General features: G+C 71.6%; 19 protein-coding genes. 10 read left to right on the plus strand and 9 right to left on the minus strand.

Features of this window, described 5'->3' with window-relative positions:
• The first annotated feature begins 50 nt into the window (after positions 1-50).
• Entirely contained in the window at positions 51-917 is an 867-nt protein-coding gene (locus tag ABH920_RS11990) for a ZIP family metal transporter (protein WP_370348975.1), read from the plus strand.
• Between the two features lie 113 nt (positions 918-1030).
• A complete protein-coding gene (locus tag ABH920_RS11995) occupies positions 1031-1726 on the plus strand; it encodes a DUF4262 domain-containing protein (protein WP_370348976.1) in 696 nt (231 codons plus the stop codon).
• A gap of 16 nt (positions 1727-1742) precedes the next feature.
• Here ABH920_RS11995 and ABH920_RS12000 read toward each other — a convergent pair whose 3' ends face one another.
• Positions 1743-2621, minus strand: a complete 879-nt coding sequence (locus tag ABH920_RS12000) for a hypothetical protein (protein WP_370348977.1) — start codon at positions 2619-2621, stop codon at positions 1743-1745.
• A gap of 225 nt (positions 2622-2846) precedes the next feature.
• Here ABH920_RS12000 and ABH920_RS12005 point away from each other — a divergent pair, with 225 nt between their 5' ends.
• A complete protein-coding gene (locus tag ABH920_RS12005) occupies positions 2847-4868 on the plus strand; it encodes a chaplin (protein WP_370348978.1) in 2022 nt (673 codons plus the stop codon).
• A gap of 146 nt (positions 4869-5014) precedes the next feature.
• Here the strand turns inward: ABH920_RS12005 and ABH920_RS12010 are convergent, their stop codons facing one another.
• The 3 genes from ABH920_RS12010 to clpS all read right to left on the minus strand — a co-directional run bounded on the left by ABH920_RS12010 (position 5015) and on the right by clpS (position 6507).
• Positions 5015-5491 (minus strand): hypothetical protein, encoded by a 477-nt coding sequence (locus tag ABH920_RS12010; protein WP_194921166.1) that lies wholly within the window; start codon positions 5489-5491, stop codon positions 5015-5017.
• Between the two features lie 132 nt (positions 5492-5623).
• Positions 5624-6181 carry a DUF2017 domain-containing protein gene (locus tag ABH920_RS12015; protein WP_370348979.1) on the minus strand — a complete coding sequence of 186 codons (558 nt, stop codon included), beginning with the start codon at positions 6179-6181 and terminating at the stop codon, positions 5624-5626.
• Positions 6182-6204: 23 nt separating this feature from the next.
• On the minus strand, positions 6205-6507 hold the full coding sequence (clpS, locus tag ABH920_RS12020) for an ATP-dependent Clp protease adapter ClpS (protein ID WP_370348980.1): 303 nt from the start codon (positions 6505-6507) through the stop codon (positions 6205-6207).
• Positions 6508-6531: 24 nt separating this feature from the next.
• On the opposite strand from clpS, the gene ABH920_RS12025 reads away from it, so the two are divergent.
• From ABH920_RS12025 to ABH920_RS12035, 3 genes are all read left to right on the plus strand, one after another.
• Positions 6532-7833, plus strand: coding sequence for a nicotinate phosphoribosyltransferase (locus ABH920_RS12025; RefSeq protein WP_370348981.1), 1302 nt, complete (start codon positions 6532-6534; stop codon positions 7831-7833).
• A 119-nt stretch (positions 7834-7952) separates the two neighbouring features.
• Entirely contained in the window at positions 7953-8528 is a 576-nt protein-coding gene (locus ABH920_RS12030; RefSeq protein WP_370348982.1) for a nicotinamidase, read from the plus strand.
• A 142-nt stretch (positions 8529-8670) separates the two neighbouring features.
• Positions 8671-9339, plus strand: coding sequence for a hypothetical protein (locus ABH920_RS12035; RefSeq protein ID WP_370348983.1), 669 nt, complete (start codon positions 8671-8673; stop codon positions 9337-9339).
• Positions 9340-9944: 605 nt separating this feature from the next.
• Here ABH920_RS12035 and ABH920_RS12040 read toward each other — a convergent pair.
• Together ABH920_RS12040 and hppD are read right to left on the minus strand one after the other, a co-directional pair.
• A complete protein-coding gene (locus tag ABH920_RS12040; RefSeq protein ID WP_370348984.1) occupies positions 9945-11027 on the minus strand; it encodes a DUF2510 domain-containing protein in 1083 nt (360 codons plus the stop codon).
• Between the two features lie 132 nt (positions 11028-11159).
• Positions 11160-12302 carry a 4-hydroxyphenylpyruvate dioxygenase gene (gene hppD / locus ABH920_RS12045; protein WP_370348985.1) on the minus strand — a complete coding sequence of 381 codons (1143 nt, stop codon included), beginning with the start codon at positions 12300-12302 and terminating at the stop codon, positions 11160-11162.
• Positions 12303-12484: 182 nt separating this feature from the next.
• On the opposite strand from hppD, the gene ABH920_RS12050 reads away from it, so the two are divergent.
• The 3 genes from ABH920_RS12050 (at position 12485) to ABH920_RS12060 (ending at position 15017) form a co-directional block, all read left to right on the plus strand.
• Positions 12485-12964, plus strand: a complete 480-nt coding sequence (locus tag ABH920_RS12050; protein ID WP_370349039.1) for an Lrp/AsnC family transcriptional regulator — start codon at positions 12485-12487, stop codon at positions 12962-12964.
• A gap of 101 nt (positions 12965-13065) precedes the next feature.
• Entirely contained in the window at positions 13066-13767 is a 702-nt protein-coding gene (locus ABH920_RS12055) for a DUF5819 family protein (protein WP_370348986.1), read from the plus strand.
• A complete protein-coding gene (locus tag ABH920_RS12060; protein WP_370348987.1) occupies positions 13764-15017 on the plus strand; it encodes an HTTM domain-containing protein in 1254 nt (417 codons plus the stop codon). Before ABH920_RS12055 ends, ABH920_RS12060 begins: the two co-directional genes overlap by 4 nt.
• On the opposite strand, the gene ABH920_RS12065 is transcribed toward ABH920_RS12060, so the two are convergent.
• Entirely contained in the window at positions 14899-15528 is a 630-nt protein-coding gene (locus ABH920_RS12065) for a hypothetical protein (protein WP_370348988.1), read from the minus strand. The two genes, ABH920_RS12060 and ABH920_RS12065, sit on opposite strands and share 119 nt — an antisense overlap.
• Positions 15529-15566: 38 nt before the next feature.
• Between ABH920_RS12065 and ABH920_RS12070 the strand changes: the two genes are divergently transcribed.
• The gene (locus ABH920_RS12070) at positions 15567-16247 is read left to right on the plus strand and encodes an IclR family transcriptional regulator (RefSeq protein WP_370348989.1); all 681 of its coding nucleotides are present in this window, start codon (positions 15567-15569) and stop codon (positions 16245-16247) included.
• A gap of 16 nt (positions 16248-16263) precedes the next feature.
• Here ABH920_RS12070 and ABH920_RS12075 read toward each other — a convergent pair whose 3' ends face one another.
• Both ABH920_RS12075 and ABH920_RS12080 read right to left on the minus strand, forming a co-directional pair.
• Entirely contained in the window at positions 16264-16740 is a 477-nt protein-coding gene (locus ABH920_RS12075; RefSeq protein ID WP_370348990.1) for a nitroreductase family deazaflavin-dependent oxidoreductase, read from the minus strand.
• Positions 16741-16857: 117 nt separating this feature from the next.
• Positions 16858-17613 (minus strand): helix-turn-helix transcriptional regulator, encoded by a 756-nt coding sequence (locus ABH920_RS12080; RefSeq protein WP_370348991.1) that lies wholly within the window; start codon positions 17611-17613, stop codon positions 16858-16860.
• Between the last annotated feature and the right edge of the window lie 134 nt (positions 17614-17747).

Genomic DNA, 17747 nt, shown 5'->3' on the forward strand with positions numbered 1-17747 from the left:
GCCGGTCCCCACCCTCAGGACCGTCCCCGGCCACGAATCAAGGTGCTGCCATGTCCTCGTCCCAGATCGCCTTGCTCGGCGCGATCGCCGGCTTCACGATCTACCTCGGCCTGCCGCTCGGCCGGCTGCGCGCCCCGCTGCCCCGGCTGCGCGCGCTGCTGAACGCGGTCGCCATCGGGATCCTGCTGTTCCTGCTGTTCGACGTCCTCAGCCACGCCTGGGCGCCGGTCGACTCCGCGCTCAGCGACAAGCCGCACCGGGTCGGGGACGCCGTCGGCTACGGCCTGCTGATGGCCGCTTGCATCGGGGTCGCGTTCCTGGGGCTGACGCGCTTCGACCGCTGGGTCGCCAAGCACGCGGCGCGCGGTCCGGGTGCGGCCTCCGCCGCGGAGCTCGGGGGCGGAAGCGGGGGCGGGAGCAGCGCGGGCAGCGGGGACGGGACTCGCCGCAGGCTGATCTCCCGGCTGGCGAGCCTGCCGATGCTGATCGCCATCGGCATCGGCCTGCACAACTTCGCCGAGGGCCTGGCGATCGGGAACTCGGCCGCCGACGGCGAGATCAGCCTGGCCGTGATGCTGATCGTCGGCTTCGGGCTGCACAACGCCACCGAGGGCTTCGGGATCGTGGCCCCGATGGCCGCGGTCGGCGAGCGGCCGTCGTGGCGCTATCTGGGGCTGCTCGGACTGATCGGCGGCGGGCCGACCTTCGCCGGGACGCTGGTCGGCGAGCAGTTCACCTCGACGCCGACCGCGGTCGCGTTCCTGGCGCTGGCCGCCGGATCGATCCTGTACGTGATCATCGAGCTGCTGGCGGTGGCGCGGCGGACCGGGCTGAAGGAGCTGACCTCGTACGGGATCATGATCGGGCTGGTCGCCGGGTTCCTGACCGACGCGATCGTGACACTCGGCGGCGCGTGAGCGTACGCCCTGCGTGACGGGGCGAACACCGCGGGAGAGCCTTTCGTCCGAAAGGTGAACTCCGGGCGTCCTGGATAGGTACTCTCATGCACTCATCGCATATCGTGAACATCATGGCGGAGAGTCCTGGCCACGGCGGTCCTGCGGAACCGACGGGCGAACACGAAGACCGGCGTCGCGTGACGGCCGACATCCCGCCGTGCCACTGCGTGATCTGCGACAGCGAGAACGCGGTCAGCCACACCCTCACCGCGGCCGAGAACGAGGCGTTCGCCGACGACGATCCGGCCGACGACGAGGAAGAAGACGCGGTCCGCGCGCTGGTGCCCGGCTGGTTCGGCGAGGCGGCCGCGCACGTGCGGCGCACCGGCTGGACCTCGATCGGCATCATGCCCGGCACCCGCACCCCCGGATGGGCGTTCTCGGTGGGGCTGTGGCACAGCTACCGCGCCCCCGAGGTGTCGCTGTTCGGCCTGCTGCTGCCGGACATGCAGCAGCGCGTGAACCGGGCCGGGCGGCTGATCCGCGACAACAAGCCGTTCGGGCTCGACATCGAGATCGACGGGATCCTGGACGCGCAGCCGGTGGTCGCCAAGCGCGTGCACCCCGGGTGGTACCCGACGCTGTTCGGGTTCGCCGTCGGGTTCTACCGCGGGGCCGTTCCGCCGTTCGTGCAGCTGGTCTGGCCGGACAGCCACGGGCTGTTCCCGTGGCAGCCCGGCTGCGGCCTGCGGTGCCGGACGGTGCAGCCGCAGCTGTGGCTGCCACCGGAGCTGCACCCCGACGGCCCCTGGCAGAACCCGCGCTGAGGAGCGTGGTTCAGGTTCAGGACCGCGTTTCGGCGCCGTCCCGAACCTCCTTGGTCTCCTTCGCCGCCAGCGCGTTCGCCACGCCGCCGCCGCTGGCCATGTAGGCGGCCCGGGACAGCAGCGCGAGCAGCCGCTCGGCAGCCTCCTGGGTCAGCCCGCGGTAGGCCCGCGACGCCAGCTCGTCGGTGATCTCCTCGGCCTGCTCCCGGAACAGGCGCGTGGCGTCGTCCGGCTGGGGGTACGGCGCCGGCCACCGGAAGAACTTCGCCCCGGCCTCGCCGAGCGACCCGGCGACGATCGCCTCCAGCGGGTCCAGCCCGGCCATCTGCACGGCCGTGATGTGCAGCCCGCCGCGCTGCTCGCGCATCACCATCGCCCAGTGCACCACCCGGTGCCGGGCCGAGGCCGGCTCCGGCATCGCGCCCCAGGCCGCGGCCAGCGGGGACAGGCCGGTCTCGGAGGTGGTGGCGATCTCGCGTAGCATGTCGGCCAGCTCGTGCGCCTCGTCCTCGGGGAGCGCGGCCAGGAACTCGTCGGCCCACATGCGCTGCACGTCGCGGTAGCGGTCCACGACGCGGTCCAGCGGCGGACTCTGCTTCGGGTCGCGGGCCGTCTCCCAGCTCTGCACCGCCAGCTCGGTCGGGAAGAACCCGACGACCGCGTGCACCACCTCCGGGGCGACCGGCCCGAGGACCCCGACCCGGCCGCCGAAGTAGAACGGCCAGCCCTTCATCCCCAGGTCCTTGGCGGCGGTGCGGGCCGCCTGGGAGGACATGTAGTCGCCGCCGAGGGTGTAGAGCGCACCCTTGGCCTCGACCGCGGTGCTCAGAGCCAGCTCGCGGATCTGTGCCGGACCAGAAAGCGGTGCCGGATCGATAGTCGGATCAGCCGTCATGGGGCCCGATTCTCCCGCTCGGCCGCACGAGCTTACAAACCGCCTCGCACGAATGCTCGGACAGCCGGTCCGACCTGCGCGTTGTCCGGCAACCGCGCAATACATCGCACAGAACGACTATTCATCCGCACGGACCACACCGGCGTGACGCGGCGGAGCCAGGGGCGTTTGTCGCGGTGACGGGCCTTGTCGGCCCGGACCCCCCTGAGAAGAATGAGGACTGGCATGCACGACGTGACCAAGCGCGGACTCGCGCTCGCGGTCGCGACCGGCGGCCTGCTGATCACTGGAGCCGCGCCCGCGGTCTCGGCGGTTTCGACCCACCCCGAGAACCCCGAGCACGCCGGGAAGAAGAGTCAGTCGACGGGCGACTCTTCACACCACGCGGCCATCCCGGTCAGCGCGCCGAAGGTCAAGCAGTACACCGGGCGGCACAAGGCCCCCGAGCCGCACGCCGCCGCGCCGCACCACACGGCCGCGTCGCACGTTCCGACATCGCACACCCCGACATCACACACTCCGGCGTCGCACGCTTCGCACGCCCCGGCGTCGCCGCACCACCCGGAGTCGCACCACGCTCCGGCCCCGCACCACGACGCCCCGGCGCACCACGCCACGGCTCCGCACCACACGGCGGCACCCCACCACAGCGCCGCTCCGCACCACACAGCGGCCCCGCACCACCCCGCGGCTCCCCACCACCCCGCCGCGCCGCACCACCCCGGGACGGCCCCGCACGGCGCCCCGGTGTCCCAGGCCGCCGGAGCCACCGCGCACTGGCCGGCCCACCCCGGCGGCGACCGCCCCGAGGCCCTGGCGGCCGAGGCGGAGTCCGCCGACCTCGGCGGCGGCGGCTTCCTGGCCGGCAACACCGTCGAGGTGCCGATCGACGCCCCGGTCAACGTCTGCGGCGTGGTCGCGACCGTGCTGGGCGGCGGCGACAGTGCCGCCGACGAGCACTGCGTCAACGGCCCGGACACCGCCGGCGGGCCGAGCAGCTCGGCGGCCGCGGTGGCGGCCGGGAACCCGGGCGCGCTGTCGGACAACGTCGTGCAGATCCCGGTCTCGCTCCCGACGAACATCTGCGGCGACACCGCGACCGTGGTCGGCGGGCACGACTCGGCCGAGGACATCCTGTGCGCCAACCGGGGCGGCGAGTCCTCCTCGACCGCCCGGGCCGTGGCGGCCTCCTCCCCCGGCCTGGTGAGCGGGAACGTGGTCCAGGTCCCGGTCGACGCGCCGCTGAACGTCTGCGGGATCACCGCGAACGTGGTCGCGGTCTACGACACCGCCGCCGGCACCACCTGCGTCAACGGCGGCGAGCACGGTGACCACGGCGACCACGGCAGGTACGACGGCTACGCCCCGATGCGCGCGCGCTCGGCGGACGCCCCCGGCATGCCGCAGCAGACCGCGGGCTCCGGCGCGAGCGCCGTGACCGCGAACTCCTCCGGCGCGGTCACCGGCAACATCGTGCAGGTGCCGATCGAGGCCCCGATCGACGCCTGCGGCGACTCGGTGAGCGTGGTCGGCGTGTTCAACTCCGCGCTGGACAACCACTGCGTGAACCACACCGCCGGCGGCGCGGCCGCCAACGGCCGGGCCGTCGGCAACAACGGCCTGGCCACCGGCAACGTCGCGCAGCTGCCGATCGACATCCCGACCGAGGTCTGCGGCGTGGTGGCCGCGGTCGGCGGGTACCACGACACGGCCGAGGGCAACAGCTGCGTGAACACCGGCGCGCCGACGACGACGTCGAGCGCCGGCACCACCGGCGAGACCGGGATCGTCACCGGCACCGTCGCGCAGGGCAGCGTCAACGCGCCGGTCGAGGTCTGCGGCACCACCGTGGGCGTGGGCATCGTGAACAGCGGGACCGAGGACACGAGCTGTGTCACCGGGCCGCCGTGCCCGCCGCCCCCGCCGTGCAACTGCGCCCCGCCGCCGGTGTTCCCGCCTCCGCCGCCGTTCTACCCGCCGCCGCCTCCGCCGCCGGTGTTCCCCCCGCCGCCTCCGCCGCCGCCGGTCTTCCCGCCGCCGCCCCCGCCCCCGCCGGTCACGCCGCCGGGGCACCACCATCACCACCACGAGCACCTGCACCGGCACCATCACCACCACGAAGAGGTCGGCCAGCTGCCGCACACCGGCACGGACGTCCTCGACTACGCGGGGATCGGCGCCGGAGCCATGGTGCTCGGCGCCGGGGCGCTGATCGCCGCCCGGCGCAAGTCCGGCTCGGCGGGCTAGCGGAACGGCGCGTCTGATCGCGGCAGATCGCGCCGGATCCGTTATCGCCTCATCGCGTCATCGCGTCACAACGGAGCGGGGCCCCTGGGATTCCAGGGGCCCCGCTCCGTTCCGTTGTCATCGCGTGCTGACGCGGTCCGCCGAGGTCACACCTTCCCGGACAACACCGCCCCCAGGTAGCCGTCGACGTCACCGTCGGCCTTGGTCCCCAGCATGGTCCGGGTCCAGGCCCGCCGCTCGTGGTCGATCACCGCGAGCTCCCACACGCAGCCGGCCTGCCGGGAAGGCGCCCGCGCGATGTCCGCCGGCTCGGAGAACCGGGCCGAGTAGGCGGCCGTCGACAACAAGCACCCATACGACCACCACCCGACCACGTACGAGTAGGCGTTCGTCGACCGGTGCGCGATCACGAATCCGACCCCGTACCGCCCGCCCCCGACGCCGGGCCGGGGTAACGCCTCCACGGCGGCCTTGCGCGCGCCCTCCCGCGCCGCCTCCTCGAGGTCGCCGCCGGGCGTCGCGGACAGCCCGTGGAGCTTCACCCGCCAGTCGTCGATCTCGAGCAGGCCGAGCGGCCGCACCCGCCGGGGGGTATACGGCACCGCTCCGAGTGGCTCTGTCATGAGGCAGGATGCTGGCACACCTCGGGAATCGACTCAATGCCCTGCGCCAGCTTTCACCCGGTGCGGGGTGGCGCCGGGTGTTCGCCACAGCGGTCCGGGGTCCGGACCGCACGGGACCGAATAGCGGACTGCTCACCCCATCAGGGCTTCGACCAGCCATTCCACCATCGCGCCGAGCCAGTGGTACATGACCACTATCTCGTAGCGGTCGTCCCGCTCGTCGATGCGGTCGAAGGGGTTGTCGTCGTCGTCCTCGATCTCCAGCCAGACCGCGAGCACCAGGCGGATGTCGTTGACCGCGCCGAGCCAGGACCGGGCCTGCTCGGCCGCCAGCGCCAGCTCCTCGCCGGGCTGGTAGTCCCGCAGCGAGTCCAGCACCTGGCGGGCCGTGGCACGCTTGCCCTCGCGCAGGTCGGGCTCGGTCAGCCGGCGGAACTCGCTGGCCTCGTCGGCGTCGCCCTCGTAGGCGTCCGGGAACAGCCGCGCCAGCGCCGGGTTGTCCGGCTTCTTCACCGGACCGTCGGCGATGCCCAGGGCGGCGGCCAGCGAGTCCGGCTCCTCGCCCAGCGGGTCCTCCTCGTCCAGCAGCGCGAGCTGCCCGGCGAGCAGGAAGCGCAGGACGTCGGTCTGACCGTCGGTGAACGCACCGACGATCCGACCGGAGCGGTCGGCCTGGAAAGGCTGGAGCACGTGCGGATCCCCGATCTGGTCGTTCAGCCGTCCTGGCGCTGCACGGTCGCCCACAAGCCGTAGCCGTGCATCGCGGCCACGTCCTTCTCCATCTGCTCGCGGCCGCCGCTGGACACTATCGCCTTGCCGAGGTTGTGCACCTCCCGCATCAACCGCTCGGCCTTGCCCTTGCTGTAACCGAAGTAGGTCATGAACACGTAGGTGACATAACTCATCAGGTTCACAGGGTCGTTCCAGACCACGGTGACCCACACCGGGTCCTGCACCGGAGCCGCCCGGGTCTCCTCCGTGGCCTCCGGAACGACCTCCACCGGCGCGACACTCATCCCACCAGACTACGCTGATAGATCGTGAACAGCACCGCGCTCCTCACGGACCACTATGAGCTCACCATGCTGGAGGGCGCCCTGCGCAGCGGGGCCGCCCACCGACGCTCGGTGTTCGAGGTCTTCGCCCGCCGGCTGCCCGACGGCCGCCGCTACGGCGTCACCGCCGGCACCGGCCGCCTCCTGGACGCCCTGGAGGAATTCCGGTTCGATTCCGCGATCTGCGACTTCCTGCACTCCTCGGGGATCGTCGACGAACCCACCCGGGACTGGCTGGCCGGCTACCGGTTCACCGGCGACGTCCACGGCTACGCGGAGGGAGAGTGCTACTTCCCCGGCTCCCCGCTGCTGATCGTGGAGTCCACGTTCGCCGAGGCGGTGCTGCTGGAGACGCTCGTGCTGTCGGTGCTGAACCACGACAGCGCGATCGCCTCGGCGGCCTCCCGCATGACCTCGGCCGCGATGGGCCGCCCCTGCCTGGAGATGGGCTCGCGGCGCACCCACGAGGAGGCCGCCGTGGCCGCGGCGCGCGCCGCCTACCTGGCGGGCTTCTCGGCGTCCTCCAACCTGGAGGCCCGCCGCCGCTTCGGCGTCCCGACCACCGGCACCTCCGCGCACGCTTTCGTCCTGCTGCACGACAGCGAGCGCGACGCCTTCAGCATCCAGGTGGAGACCCTGGGCCGGGGCACGACGCTGCTGGTCGACACCTACGACGTGGCCGAGGCCGTGAAGATCGCGGTCGAGGTCGCCGGCCCCGACCTCGGCGCGGTCCGCCTGGACTCCGGCGACCTGCTGTGGATGGCGCACCGGGTGCGCAAGCAGCTCGACGAGCTGGGCGCCAAGCACACCAAGATCGTCGTCACCTCGGACCTGGACGAGTACCAGATCGCGGCGCTGGCCGCGGCCCCGGTGGACTCCTACGGCGTCGGCACCCAACTGGTCACCGGCTCCGGCGCGCCGACGGCCGGCCTGGTCTACAAGCTGGTGGCACGCGGCGCGAGCGCGGACGCCGACGCCCCGATGGTGCCGGTGGCGAAGAAGTCCTCTGAGAAGGCCACCCGCGGCGGCCGCAAGTTCGCCTGGCGCCGCATCGGCTCCGACGGCGTGGCGCAGGAGGAGGTCATCGGCACCGGCTCGGCACCGGAGGAGCTGAAGTCCGAGGGCCGCGACCTGCTGATGCAGTACGTCGCCAAGGGCGAGGTGATCGCGCGGCCGAGCCTGGCCGAGATCCGCGAGCGCCACGAGGCCTCCCGCGCCGAACTGCCGCCGTGGTCCACGCAGCTCTCGCGCGGCGAGCCGGCGATCCCTACGGTGTATCCGAGCTAGGACCCATCAGCGCCAGGGATCACCGGCACGAATCAGCGGTACTACTCAGCGGTACGACCTACGACCAGAGCTAGAGACAGCGCCTGAAACCCTTGCAGCGCCTAGGAAAGAGACCGAGCATGACGCGCGCACTGATCGTCGTCGACGTCCAGAACGACTTCTGCGAAGGCGGCTCGCTGCCGGTCTCCGGCGGCTCGGCCGTCGCGGCCGGCGTGACCGGGCTGCTGGCCGGCCCGGACCGCGGCGGCTTCGAGCACGTGGTGGCCACCCGCGACTGGCACACCGACCCGGGCGCACACTTCGCCGCGGAGCCGGACTACGTGACCAGCTGGCCGGTGCACTGCGTGGCCGGCACGAAGGGCGCGGAGTTCCACCCGGACTTCGACCGCACGCACGTCGACGAGGTGTTCTCCAAGGGCGCGTTCCAGGCCGCGTACAGCGGGTTCGAGGGCGTGGACGGCTCGGACACGCCGCTGGGCGACTGGCTGCGGACGCGCGGGGTGGACGCGGTGGACGTGGTCGGGATCGCCACCGACTACTGCGTGCGGGCGACAGCGCTGGACGCGGTGAAGCTGGGCCTGCGCACCCGGCTGCGCTCGGACCTGGTGGCCGGCGTCGCGGAGGCCTCGACGGCCACGGCGCTGGCCGAGATGAGCGCGGCCGGGGTCGAGATCGTGCCGGCGGCCGAGGGCTGACCGCTGACACCAGCCCACCGGCGGGTCTGCGAGCCCGCACGCTGACTCACTAGCTCGCTGATTCGCACGACTCGCACGCACGGCGGCGGCACGCCCGAAACCGGCTGGCCGCCGCACGCCGCGAACGTCCAAGATGGCCGACATGCCCGGGAGACTGGAACTCAGGACCCGGATCAGCCGCGTCGGCCTGGACGGCCGCGAGTACCGGGTGATCCGGCCGGACCGCCCTGCCACCCGCCTGGTCCTGCACGACAACAGCTTCTGGTACTCCGGCTTCGCCGACCGCGAGGCCCTGACCCAGCTCGCCACGCTCTGGTCCCTGGCAGCCGTGTCCCCGCACTCGATCATCCACGTCCCGACCCGGCACAACGCCTCGCCATTCGAAGGCCGCAGCGTCGATCTGGTCCTGTCCTACGCCTTACACCAGCTCCGGCCCTCGCGCTGGAAAGCGATACGCACCCGCCTCGGGAACGGCGCACCGCACAAAATCCACGTCCCCGACTTCGCCGACACGCAGATGGACTACAACCGCCTGCGCTACCGGGAGTACCGCGACCGGCTGAACTTCGACTCCGCCAGCGACACGCTCTTCGTCACCGGCAGCCGCGAGTCCTTCCAGCAGTCGGCACACGAACTCAGCACCGTACTGGCCGAAGCAATCCGCCCCGGCACCCACCGCCACGACGCCGCCCGGCACGTCTGCGCGGAACTCGCCGCCGGCGGATGGCCGCCGGCACGCACCCGGCACGGCACGCCGGGCATGCTGCACATCCAGTACTACCCCGATGATTGGCCGGCCCGCGCCGCCTAGATCGCGCGCGCCGCCGCCGAGCCACGCCACCACGAGCGCCGCCGCCAAGCCGCGCCGCAGCCTCCGCGATCGCTACGACAGAGCCGGGCCCCCTGCGAACCTCGCCGCCCGGCCACGACGCTGCCGCGCTACGCCGCCGCCGCGAACACCACCGCCGACCCGAGCCACGCCACCACGAGCGCCGCCTCCGAGCCGAGCCCCGCGAACCCCGTTGCCCGGCTGGCCACGCCGCCGCGAGCACTACGGCTGAGCCGGACCCTGCGAGCGCCGCCGCTAAGTCGAGGCCCAATAGCGCCGCCTCCGAGCCGAGCCCCGCGAACCCCGTTGCCCGGCTGGCCACGCCGCCGCGAGCACCACCGCCGAGCCGAGCCCAGCGAACCTCGCCGCCCGGCTGCGCCGCCGCCGTGAGCACTACGGCTGAGCCGGACCCTGCGAGCGCCGCCGCTAAGTCGAGGCCCGATAGCGCCGCCTCCGAGCCGAGCCCGCGAACCTCGCCGCGCGGCCAGGCCGCCGCCATGAGCACTACGGCTGAGCCGATCCCTGCGAACTCCGTTGCCCGCCCGGCCACGCCGCCGCCAGCACCGCCGCCGACCCGACCCGAGCCTCTACCGCGAGCGGCGCCGCTTCAGCCGCGTCACGTAAAACACCGTCACCACCAGCAGCACGGCGACCATCCCGCCGAGGTAGGCCTCGGAGGTCGTGTCCAGCACGTTCATCTTCGTCGGTACGGTGATCGTCGCGGCGAGCTTGTCCTCGCGGTCGTGGACCGACTTCATCAGCAGGTAGGCCAGCGGGACGATGCCGATCGCGGAAATCAGCAGCACCGCCAGCGTGTGGCCGGCGCGCTCCAGCGGGCCGGTCTTCACGACGACCTTCGGGGCCTGCTTCTTCGGGCCGCGCGGGGGGTCGAACTCGGTGCGGGAGGTGCCCTGGGGTGCGTCGCCCTGCTTGGGGCCGGTGGTGATCTCCGGGCCGTCGAAGGGTTTGCCGTCCGGGCGCAGCAGCCGGATGCGCAGGGCCTGGTTCGCCGCCGCCATCTGCGCCGGGGTCTGCCTCGGTGCGCCCGGCATGCCCGGCATACCCGGCGCCCCGGTGATCGAGATGCCCATCCCGGCGGCACTGGCCACCTGCGGCGGCCCCTGGCGCGGGGCCTCGGGTAGCGGGCTGTCGAAGCTTGTGTCCGCCAGCGACTTCGGCGGCGTGAAGACGGGGGGTCTCGGCTCCGGGGCGCCGCCCGGGAAGTCCGCCGAGGGACGCTGCCCGAACGGGGAGGGCTCCGACGGCTTCGCGTCGTCGAAGCTCACCTCCGACAGCGGACGCGGCGGCGCGAACGTCGGAGCCTTCGCCGTCGGAGCGGCCGTGGCCGTGTCGAAATCGTCCTCGTACGACGGATCCTGCGTCTCCTGATCCGGCATCGGAAGGAGATCGTCGAAGGTCAGCTGTCCGATGGACGCCCGGCCCGACGTCTCGCCGCCGGACGCGGCGGCACCCGAAGCAGAAGAGGCACCGGCCCGCGGCGGCGGGGGCAACGCCCCCGACTCCACAACCACCTCCGCGTCCCCGGCGCCGCCGGCCTTCTTAGGCATCGGCTTGCTGGTGCCCGGGACCCACTTCGAGCCGTCCCAATACCGGATGTATCCGGGAACTGAGGGGTCGGGGTAATAGCCGGGACGCGGTGTACTCTCCACGATCACCGAGCCTAGAACACCGCCGCCCAAACCTGTACGGGTGCCGGGATTCCTTACGCAACCTTGGGGAATCCCTACACCCGCACGATGACCAGCTACTACGTCCTTTGCAGTAGACGCCTCAGCCGGGGCTCACAGGTTGCCGCGGCGCTCCTGCTCGCGCTCGATCGCCTCGAACAGGGCCTTGAAGTTCCCCTTGCCGAAGCCCTGGCTGCCGTGCCGCTCGATGAGCTCGAAGAACACGGTCGGACGGTCCTGCACCGGCTTGGTGAAGATCTGCAGCAGGTAGCCCTCCTCGTCGCGGTCGACGAGGATCTTGCGCTTCTGCAGCTCCTCGACCGGCACGCGCACGGTCCCGATGCGCGCCCGCAGTTCCTCGTCCTCGTAGTACGAGTCCGGGGTCTCCAGGAACTCCACGCCCGCGGCGCGCATCGCGTCCACGGTGGCCAGGATGTCGCCGGTGTTCAGTGCGATGTGCTGCACGCCGGGGCCGCCGTAGAACTCCAAGTACTCGTCGATCTGCGACTTCTTCTTCGCGATCGCCGGCTCGTTCAGCGGGAACTTGACCTTGCGGGTGCCGTCGGCGACCACCTTGGACATCAGCGCCGAGTAGTCGGTGGCGATGTCGTCGCCGATGAACTCGGCCATGTTCGTGAAGCCCATGACCTTGTGGTAGAACTCCACCCATTCGTCCATCTTGCCCAGCTCGACGTTGCCGACGCAGTGGTCGATCGCCTGGAAGATGCGGGCGTTCGGCTCGACCAGCGGCGCGCGCTCGACGTAGCCGGGGGCGTAGAGGCCGTGGTAGCGGGACCGGTCGATCAGCGAGTGCCGGGTGTCGCCGTAGGCGGCGATCGCGGCGCGGACCAGGACGCCGTGCTCGTCCTCGATCTCGTGCGGCTTCTCCAGGCCGGTGGCGCCGTGCGCGACGGCGTACTCGTAGGCGGCGTACACGTCCGGGACGGCGATCGCCAGGTCGGTGACGCCGTCGCCGTGCTCGGCGACGTGCCGCGCGATGTCGGTGCCGGGACGGACCGAGCCCTTCAGCACGAAGCGCGCGCTGCCGGACTCCAGCACGTACGACACGCGGTCCACGCGGCCGGTCTCGGGGCCGGAGTACGCGACCACCTTCATGCCGAACGCGGTCGAGTAATAGTGGGCGGCCTGCTTGGCGTTGCCGACGGCGAACACCACGGCGTCCATCCCCTTGACCGGGAACGGGTCGGCAGAGGTCGCGGTGACGTTGGCGGTGGCGGGAGCGACTGTTTCGGTCATGGTCACAGCTTCGATCCGCAGATCAACCTGCGCAACGCGAGGTCGGAGAGCTATACAATCTGCCCAGCGAGAGTGCCCCGAAGACCGCAATTCTGTACAGTGTGACCAGCGACACATCACCTCGAAACCGACATGGAAGGGAATCATCCGGTATGTCCATGCATGAACCATCACCCTCGATGATGCAGATCGACGGCCTGGACGCCCGGCTGCTGGCCCTGCTCACCGAGGAGCCGCGCATCGGGATCCTGGAAGCGTCACGGCGCCTGGGCGTGGCGCGCGGGACCGTGCAGGCGCGCCTGGACCGGCTCCAGGCTCGCGGCGTGGTGCGCGGCTTCGGACCGGTCATCGACCCGATCGCGCTCGGCTACTCCGTGACCGCCTTCGCCACGCTGGAGATCCGGCAGGGCCGCGGCGCGCAGGTCCGCGAGCATCTGGCGGCGATCCCGGAGCTGCTGGAGATGCACACCATCACCGGCGCCGGCGACATGCTGTGCCGCATCGTCGCGCGGTCCAACGCGGACATGCAGCGGGTGATCGACAAGCTGGTCTCCTTCGAGGGCATCCAGCGGACCTCGACGGTGATCGCGATGGCGAACCCGGTGCCCTACCGGGTGCTGCCGCTGACCGAGGTGTGCGCCACCGAGCACGCGGAGGGGTAAGGACTGCTCCAGGGCTTTCTCAGGAGTCGCATTTGGTCACGGACGTCACGACTTGCGAGAACGACGTTTCCGGGGCTACGGCTATCCGTTAGGTTTGCTGCGTGTCCGAGCCGATCGAGGAACCCGCCGCGTCCGTCCCCGACCCCCCTCGACAGGCTCCCCGGCCGTGGTGGTCCCGGGCGGTCCTGGGCGTCGGCGTCCTCGGCATCTCGATGCTGGCGCTGTACCACCTGACGATCACGTTCCTGACCAACTCGCCGACGAACACGGTCAGCACCAGGTTCGCGACCCCCATCGCCAAGTGGGTCTACCCGTGGTTCGACCAGAACTGGCGGCTGTTCGCGCCGAACCCGATGTCCCAGAACTTCACGATCGAGGCCAGGGTCTCCACCGACTGCTACAGCAGCGTCACACCCTGGTACAACCTGTCGCAGATGGACTACGACGCCATCCTGCACAACCCCTTCCCCGGCCACCTGGAGCAGAACGAGCTGCGCCGGGCCTGGACCGACGCGTACCTGACCACGCACGACAACTCCGACGTCGGCACCTCCGGGCGCGCCGAGATGACGCGGCAGTACCTGGTGAACATCGCGATGCAGCGGATCCAGCCGCGCAGCGCCAAGGACGGCGTGCCGCCGGACAAGATCATGAACATCGAGTTCCGGGTCACCACCACCGACATCGCGCCGGCCGAGAACCCGAACCAGGTGCAGCAGCCGGCGGTGCACATCATCCCGTGGCGGCAGATCTCCCCGACCGCCGTCTCCTACGGCTGCCCGAACGGGAGCGTGGCTCCGTGACCTCGGAAATCGACGACACCGCCGACAGCGTCGAAGCCCCGGAGGCCGCCGCCGCCCTCGCGCCGGCCGCCGACCCGTGTCCGCCGTTCCGCCGACAGCCCCTGATGTGGGCCGTCCACAAGGCCGGCACGACCCTGACGCACCTGACCACGCACGCGATCGCCCTCTACGGCACGGCGGTCCTGCGCATCGGCTACGGCTCCCTCTACCTGATCTTCCTGCTCCACGAGTACCCGAACCGCCAAGCCCTCTGGGGCCCGAACGCGCCCTGGACCTCGGCGCTGAACCAGCAGTTCGCCAACGACCCCGGCCTGGACTGGTTCGCCGTCGACCGCTGGTGGTACACGTTCCTCGGCCACGGCGGCAACGCCTGGTTCGAGTTCTGGTACCACGTGGCGATCCTGGTCTGCCTGCTGTTCGTGCTGGGCTGGCGCACGCGCGTGACGTCGATCTGCTTCGCGCTCACCCTCATGGCGTTCACCGGCCGCAACGTCTTCCTCACCGACGGCGGCGACAACATCATGAGCCTGATGGCCATCTACCTGGCCTTCAGCCGCTGCGGCACGCGCTGGTCGCTCGACGCGCGGCGCAAGCGCCGGCAGGCCGAGAAGCGCGAGGCGGCCGGCATCGCGGAGTTCGCGTGGCCGAACACCCCGGGCTGGCAGGCGGTCGCCGAGCTGGACCGGACGCGCGAGGAGATCGTCACCTTCCTGCACAACGCCGCGGTGCTGGTGATAGCGGCGCAGATCTGCGTGGTCTACGCCGCGGCCGGGCTGTACAAGTCGCAGGGCTCGGACTGGCAGAACGGGACGGCGCTGTACTACACGCTGCACCTGGACTGGTTCCGGCCCTGGCCGGGGCTGTCGAACTTCATGGCGGGGCAGAGCGTCACGATCGCGATCGTGGCGTACCTGACGGTGTTCGTGCAGATCGCCTTCCCGTTCGCCGTGTTCAGCAAGTGGCTGAAGTACCCGTGCCTGGTGATGCTGGTCGGGATGCACTTCTCGATCGCGGTCGTGATGGGGCTGCCGCTGTTCTCGGCGGCGATGATGGTCGGCGACGCGGTGTTCCTGCCCACCGCGCTGTGGCTGTGGCTCGGGCGCCGGGTGCGCGAGCGGCTGGCGCGGCTGCCTAGGCCCGGTCGGTATCTGACGTCACAGCGGCTGCGTCCTGCGCCAGCCACTCCGCGAAGTCCGGAAGGGTCCGTACTCCCCCATCAAGCACAGCCTCATAAATCAGAGTCCCGTTGACCTGACGGCCGTACTCGGGGCGCGGCGTCCACTCCTCTTTGATGCGCAGGATGGCTTCGCGCGTCTCGTCGGTGAGGCGCGGCAGGAGTGTGCGCAGGTGGCCCAGGTCCGGCTGGCGCTCGGGCTGGTCGACAAACCACAGGTCCAGACTCCAGTCGCGCGACCGCTGAGAGCGGTACTGGAGCTGGAGGAACAGGCCGTCGGGGTACTTGTCGGGCTCGGTGTTCCAGCTTCCGGTGTCGTCGCGGAAGGTCACCTGGCGCACGCGCTCGTGCCGGGCCAGCCGGGTCGCCAGGTGCGCGACGGCGTCGAAGGCCGCGAGGTCGAGGCGCGCGCAGGCGGTGGTCATGTCGATGTCCGGCTTCACCATGACGCCCAGGGCGGAACTGCCGGTGCGGATCGGGTCGCCGATCGCCTCCAGCCCGGCCATCAGGTCCAGATCGTCGAGGACCGCGTCCGCCTCGCCCTGGAGAAGCCGCTGCCGCCGGAACAGATCGTCGTCGATGCCCATCCGTCGAGTATGGTCCACGCACGATCTAAGCTGCGCGTATGACCCGCACCGATCCCGCGCCGGAACCGGAGACCAGCCAGACTCTGGACCGGGGGATCCGCGTGCTCACAGCGCTGGCGGACGCCACCTCCGGCCTGACGGTCGCCCAACTGGCCGAACGCGTCGGGGCCCCGCGCACCGCCGGCTACCGCCTCGTCGCCACCCTGGAGGCGCACGGCCTGGCGAGGCGGGATCCGGACGGCCGCGTGCACCTCGGCGTCGGCGTGCTGCGGCTGGCCGCGCGCGTGCACCCGCTGCTGCGCGAGGCCGCGACGCCGCCGCTGCGGCGGCTGGCCGAGGCGGTGGGCGCGACGGCGCACCTGACGGTCGCCGAGGGGCCGGACGCGCTGGCGATCGCGGTGGTGGAGCCGACGTGGACGGACTATCACATGGCGTATCGCGTGGGATCGCGGCACCGGCTGGGGCAGGGGGCCGCGGGGAAGGCGATCCTGCTCGGGCGGTCGGCGGCGGGACGCGGCGGTATTCAGGACGCTGCGACGCTGTACACGGTGAGCGAGGGCGAGCTCCAGGCCGGGGCGCACGGGATCGCGGCGCCGATCCGCGCGGTGCCGGGGCTGGAGGCGAGCGTGGGGGTGGTGTCGTTCGCGCCGTTGGACGTGGGGGCCGTCGCGCCTCGGGTGATACAGGCGGCGGCGGAGATTTCGGCTGCGCTGAAGTAGGGCGCGGCCCCGCACCTCACCGCGGCGTCAGCTCGAAGACCCGCAACTCGCGCCCGCTCCGCTCCGTGTAGACGTCGAAGTTCGGCCAGGTCGTGGTCAGCACCGGCCAGATGGCCGTTCGCTCGTCGCCTTCCAACAGCCGCGCCGTGACCGGGATCTTCTTGCCCTTGACCGTCAGCGTCGCCTCGGGGGTCGCCATCAGGTTCAGCGTCCACACCGGATGGTGCTCCTGGCCCCAGTTCGAGCCGGTGAGGTAGTACTTGCCCTCGTGCCCCACGTACAGCAGCGGCACGGAGCGTTCCTTGCCGGTCTTGCGGCCCACCGTCGTGAGCAGCAGGCCGGTCAGGCCCGAGGGGCTCATGGCGCCGACGCGGCCGCGCGTCACCTTGTACAGCACGCGGTCCACGCGCGGGATCGTGTGTTTGCCGACCGCCACGAACCAGGGTTGGCGGGCGAGCGTCTGCGCTGTGCGCTTCAGTCCCTTGGGCGTCATGGCGCGGAGTATGTCATCTGACGGCCTATCAGAAAAGAGTGGGCCGGACCGGGCCCGGCCAGGCGATCGCGGGGCGGCGCGGTGGCGGTTTCCAGCAACCTCGTCACAACCATCGATCTACCCCGTCGGCGGGTTCGCACTCGCCCGATACCGCCCCGGCGTCGTCCCCAGCCCCTTCCGGAAGGTCTCGATGAACGCGCTCGGCGTGGCGAACCCGCACGCCGTCGCGACCGTCGTCACCGCCTCGCCGGTCGCCAGCAGCGCCATCGCGTGTTGGAGGCGCAGCTGCGTGCGCCACTGCGGGAACGTCATGCCGGTCTCGGCGCGGAACAGGCGGCTGAGGGTGCGCTCGGCGGCGCCGGCTTCGCGGCCGAGGGCGGCCAGGCCGCGGTCGTCGGCGGGGTTGTCGGCGAGGGTGCGGGCGATCGTCGCGAGGCGGTCGTCGCGCGGCCAGAGCAGGCGCAGCGGGAGTTCGTCGACGGTGCGCAGCCGGTCCAGCGCCACCTGTTCGAGGGTGCGGCGCTGCCGGGGGCCCGGGTCCTCGGTGGTGAGGGCGGCGATCACCTCACGCAGCAGCGGATCCACGGCCAGGACCGTCGGGCTGTCCAGGTGCAGCGGGTTGGTGGCGGCCGGGAAAATCAGGGTCCGCATCTCGGTGGGGCCGTGCGCCCGGTGCGCGTGCGGGACCCGGGCCGGGATCCAGGCGGCGCGGTGCGGCGGCACCATCCACACCCCGGCCGAGGTGGCGACCTCCAGCATCCCGCTGAGCGGGTAGACGAGCTGGTTCACGTCGTGGTCGTGGCGTTCCACCTGCTCGCCGGGCATGAGCGGGTGGCGGGTGGGGCCGGTGAGGACTAGGCGGTTTTCCGACATCAATCGGCAGGATATCGGAAGCCGGACAGGGGTGCGCGGCGCGATCGTGGAGTCCATGAGCCTGACCGCACCGAAAACACCGGAGGCTTCCGGAACGACGGACGCGCCCGATCCGGCGAGCCCGCGCGGAGTCC

It is taken from the genome of Catenulispora sp. EB89 (assembly GCF_041261445.1).
GTDB lineage: Bacteria > Actinomycetota > Actinomycetes > Streptomycetales > Catenulisporaceae > Catenulispora.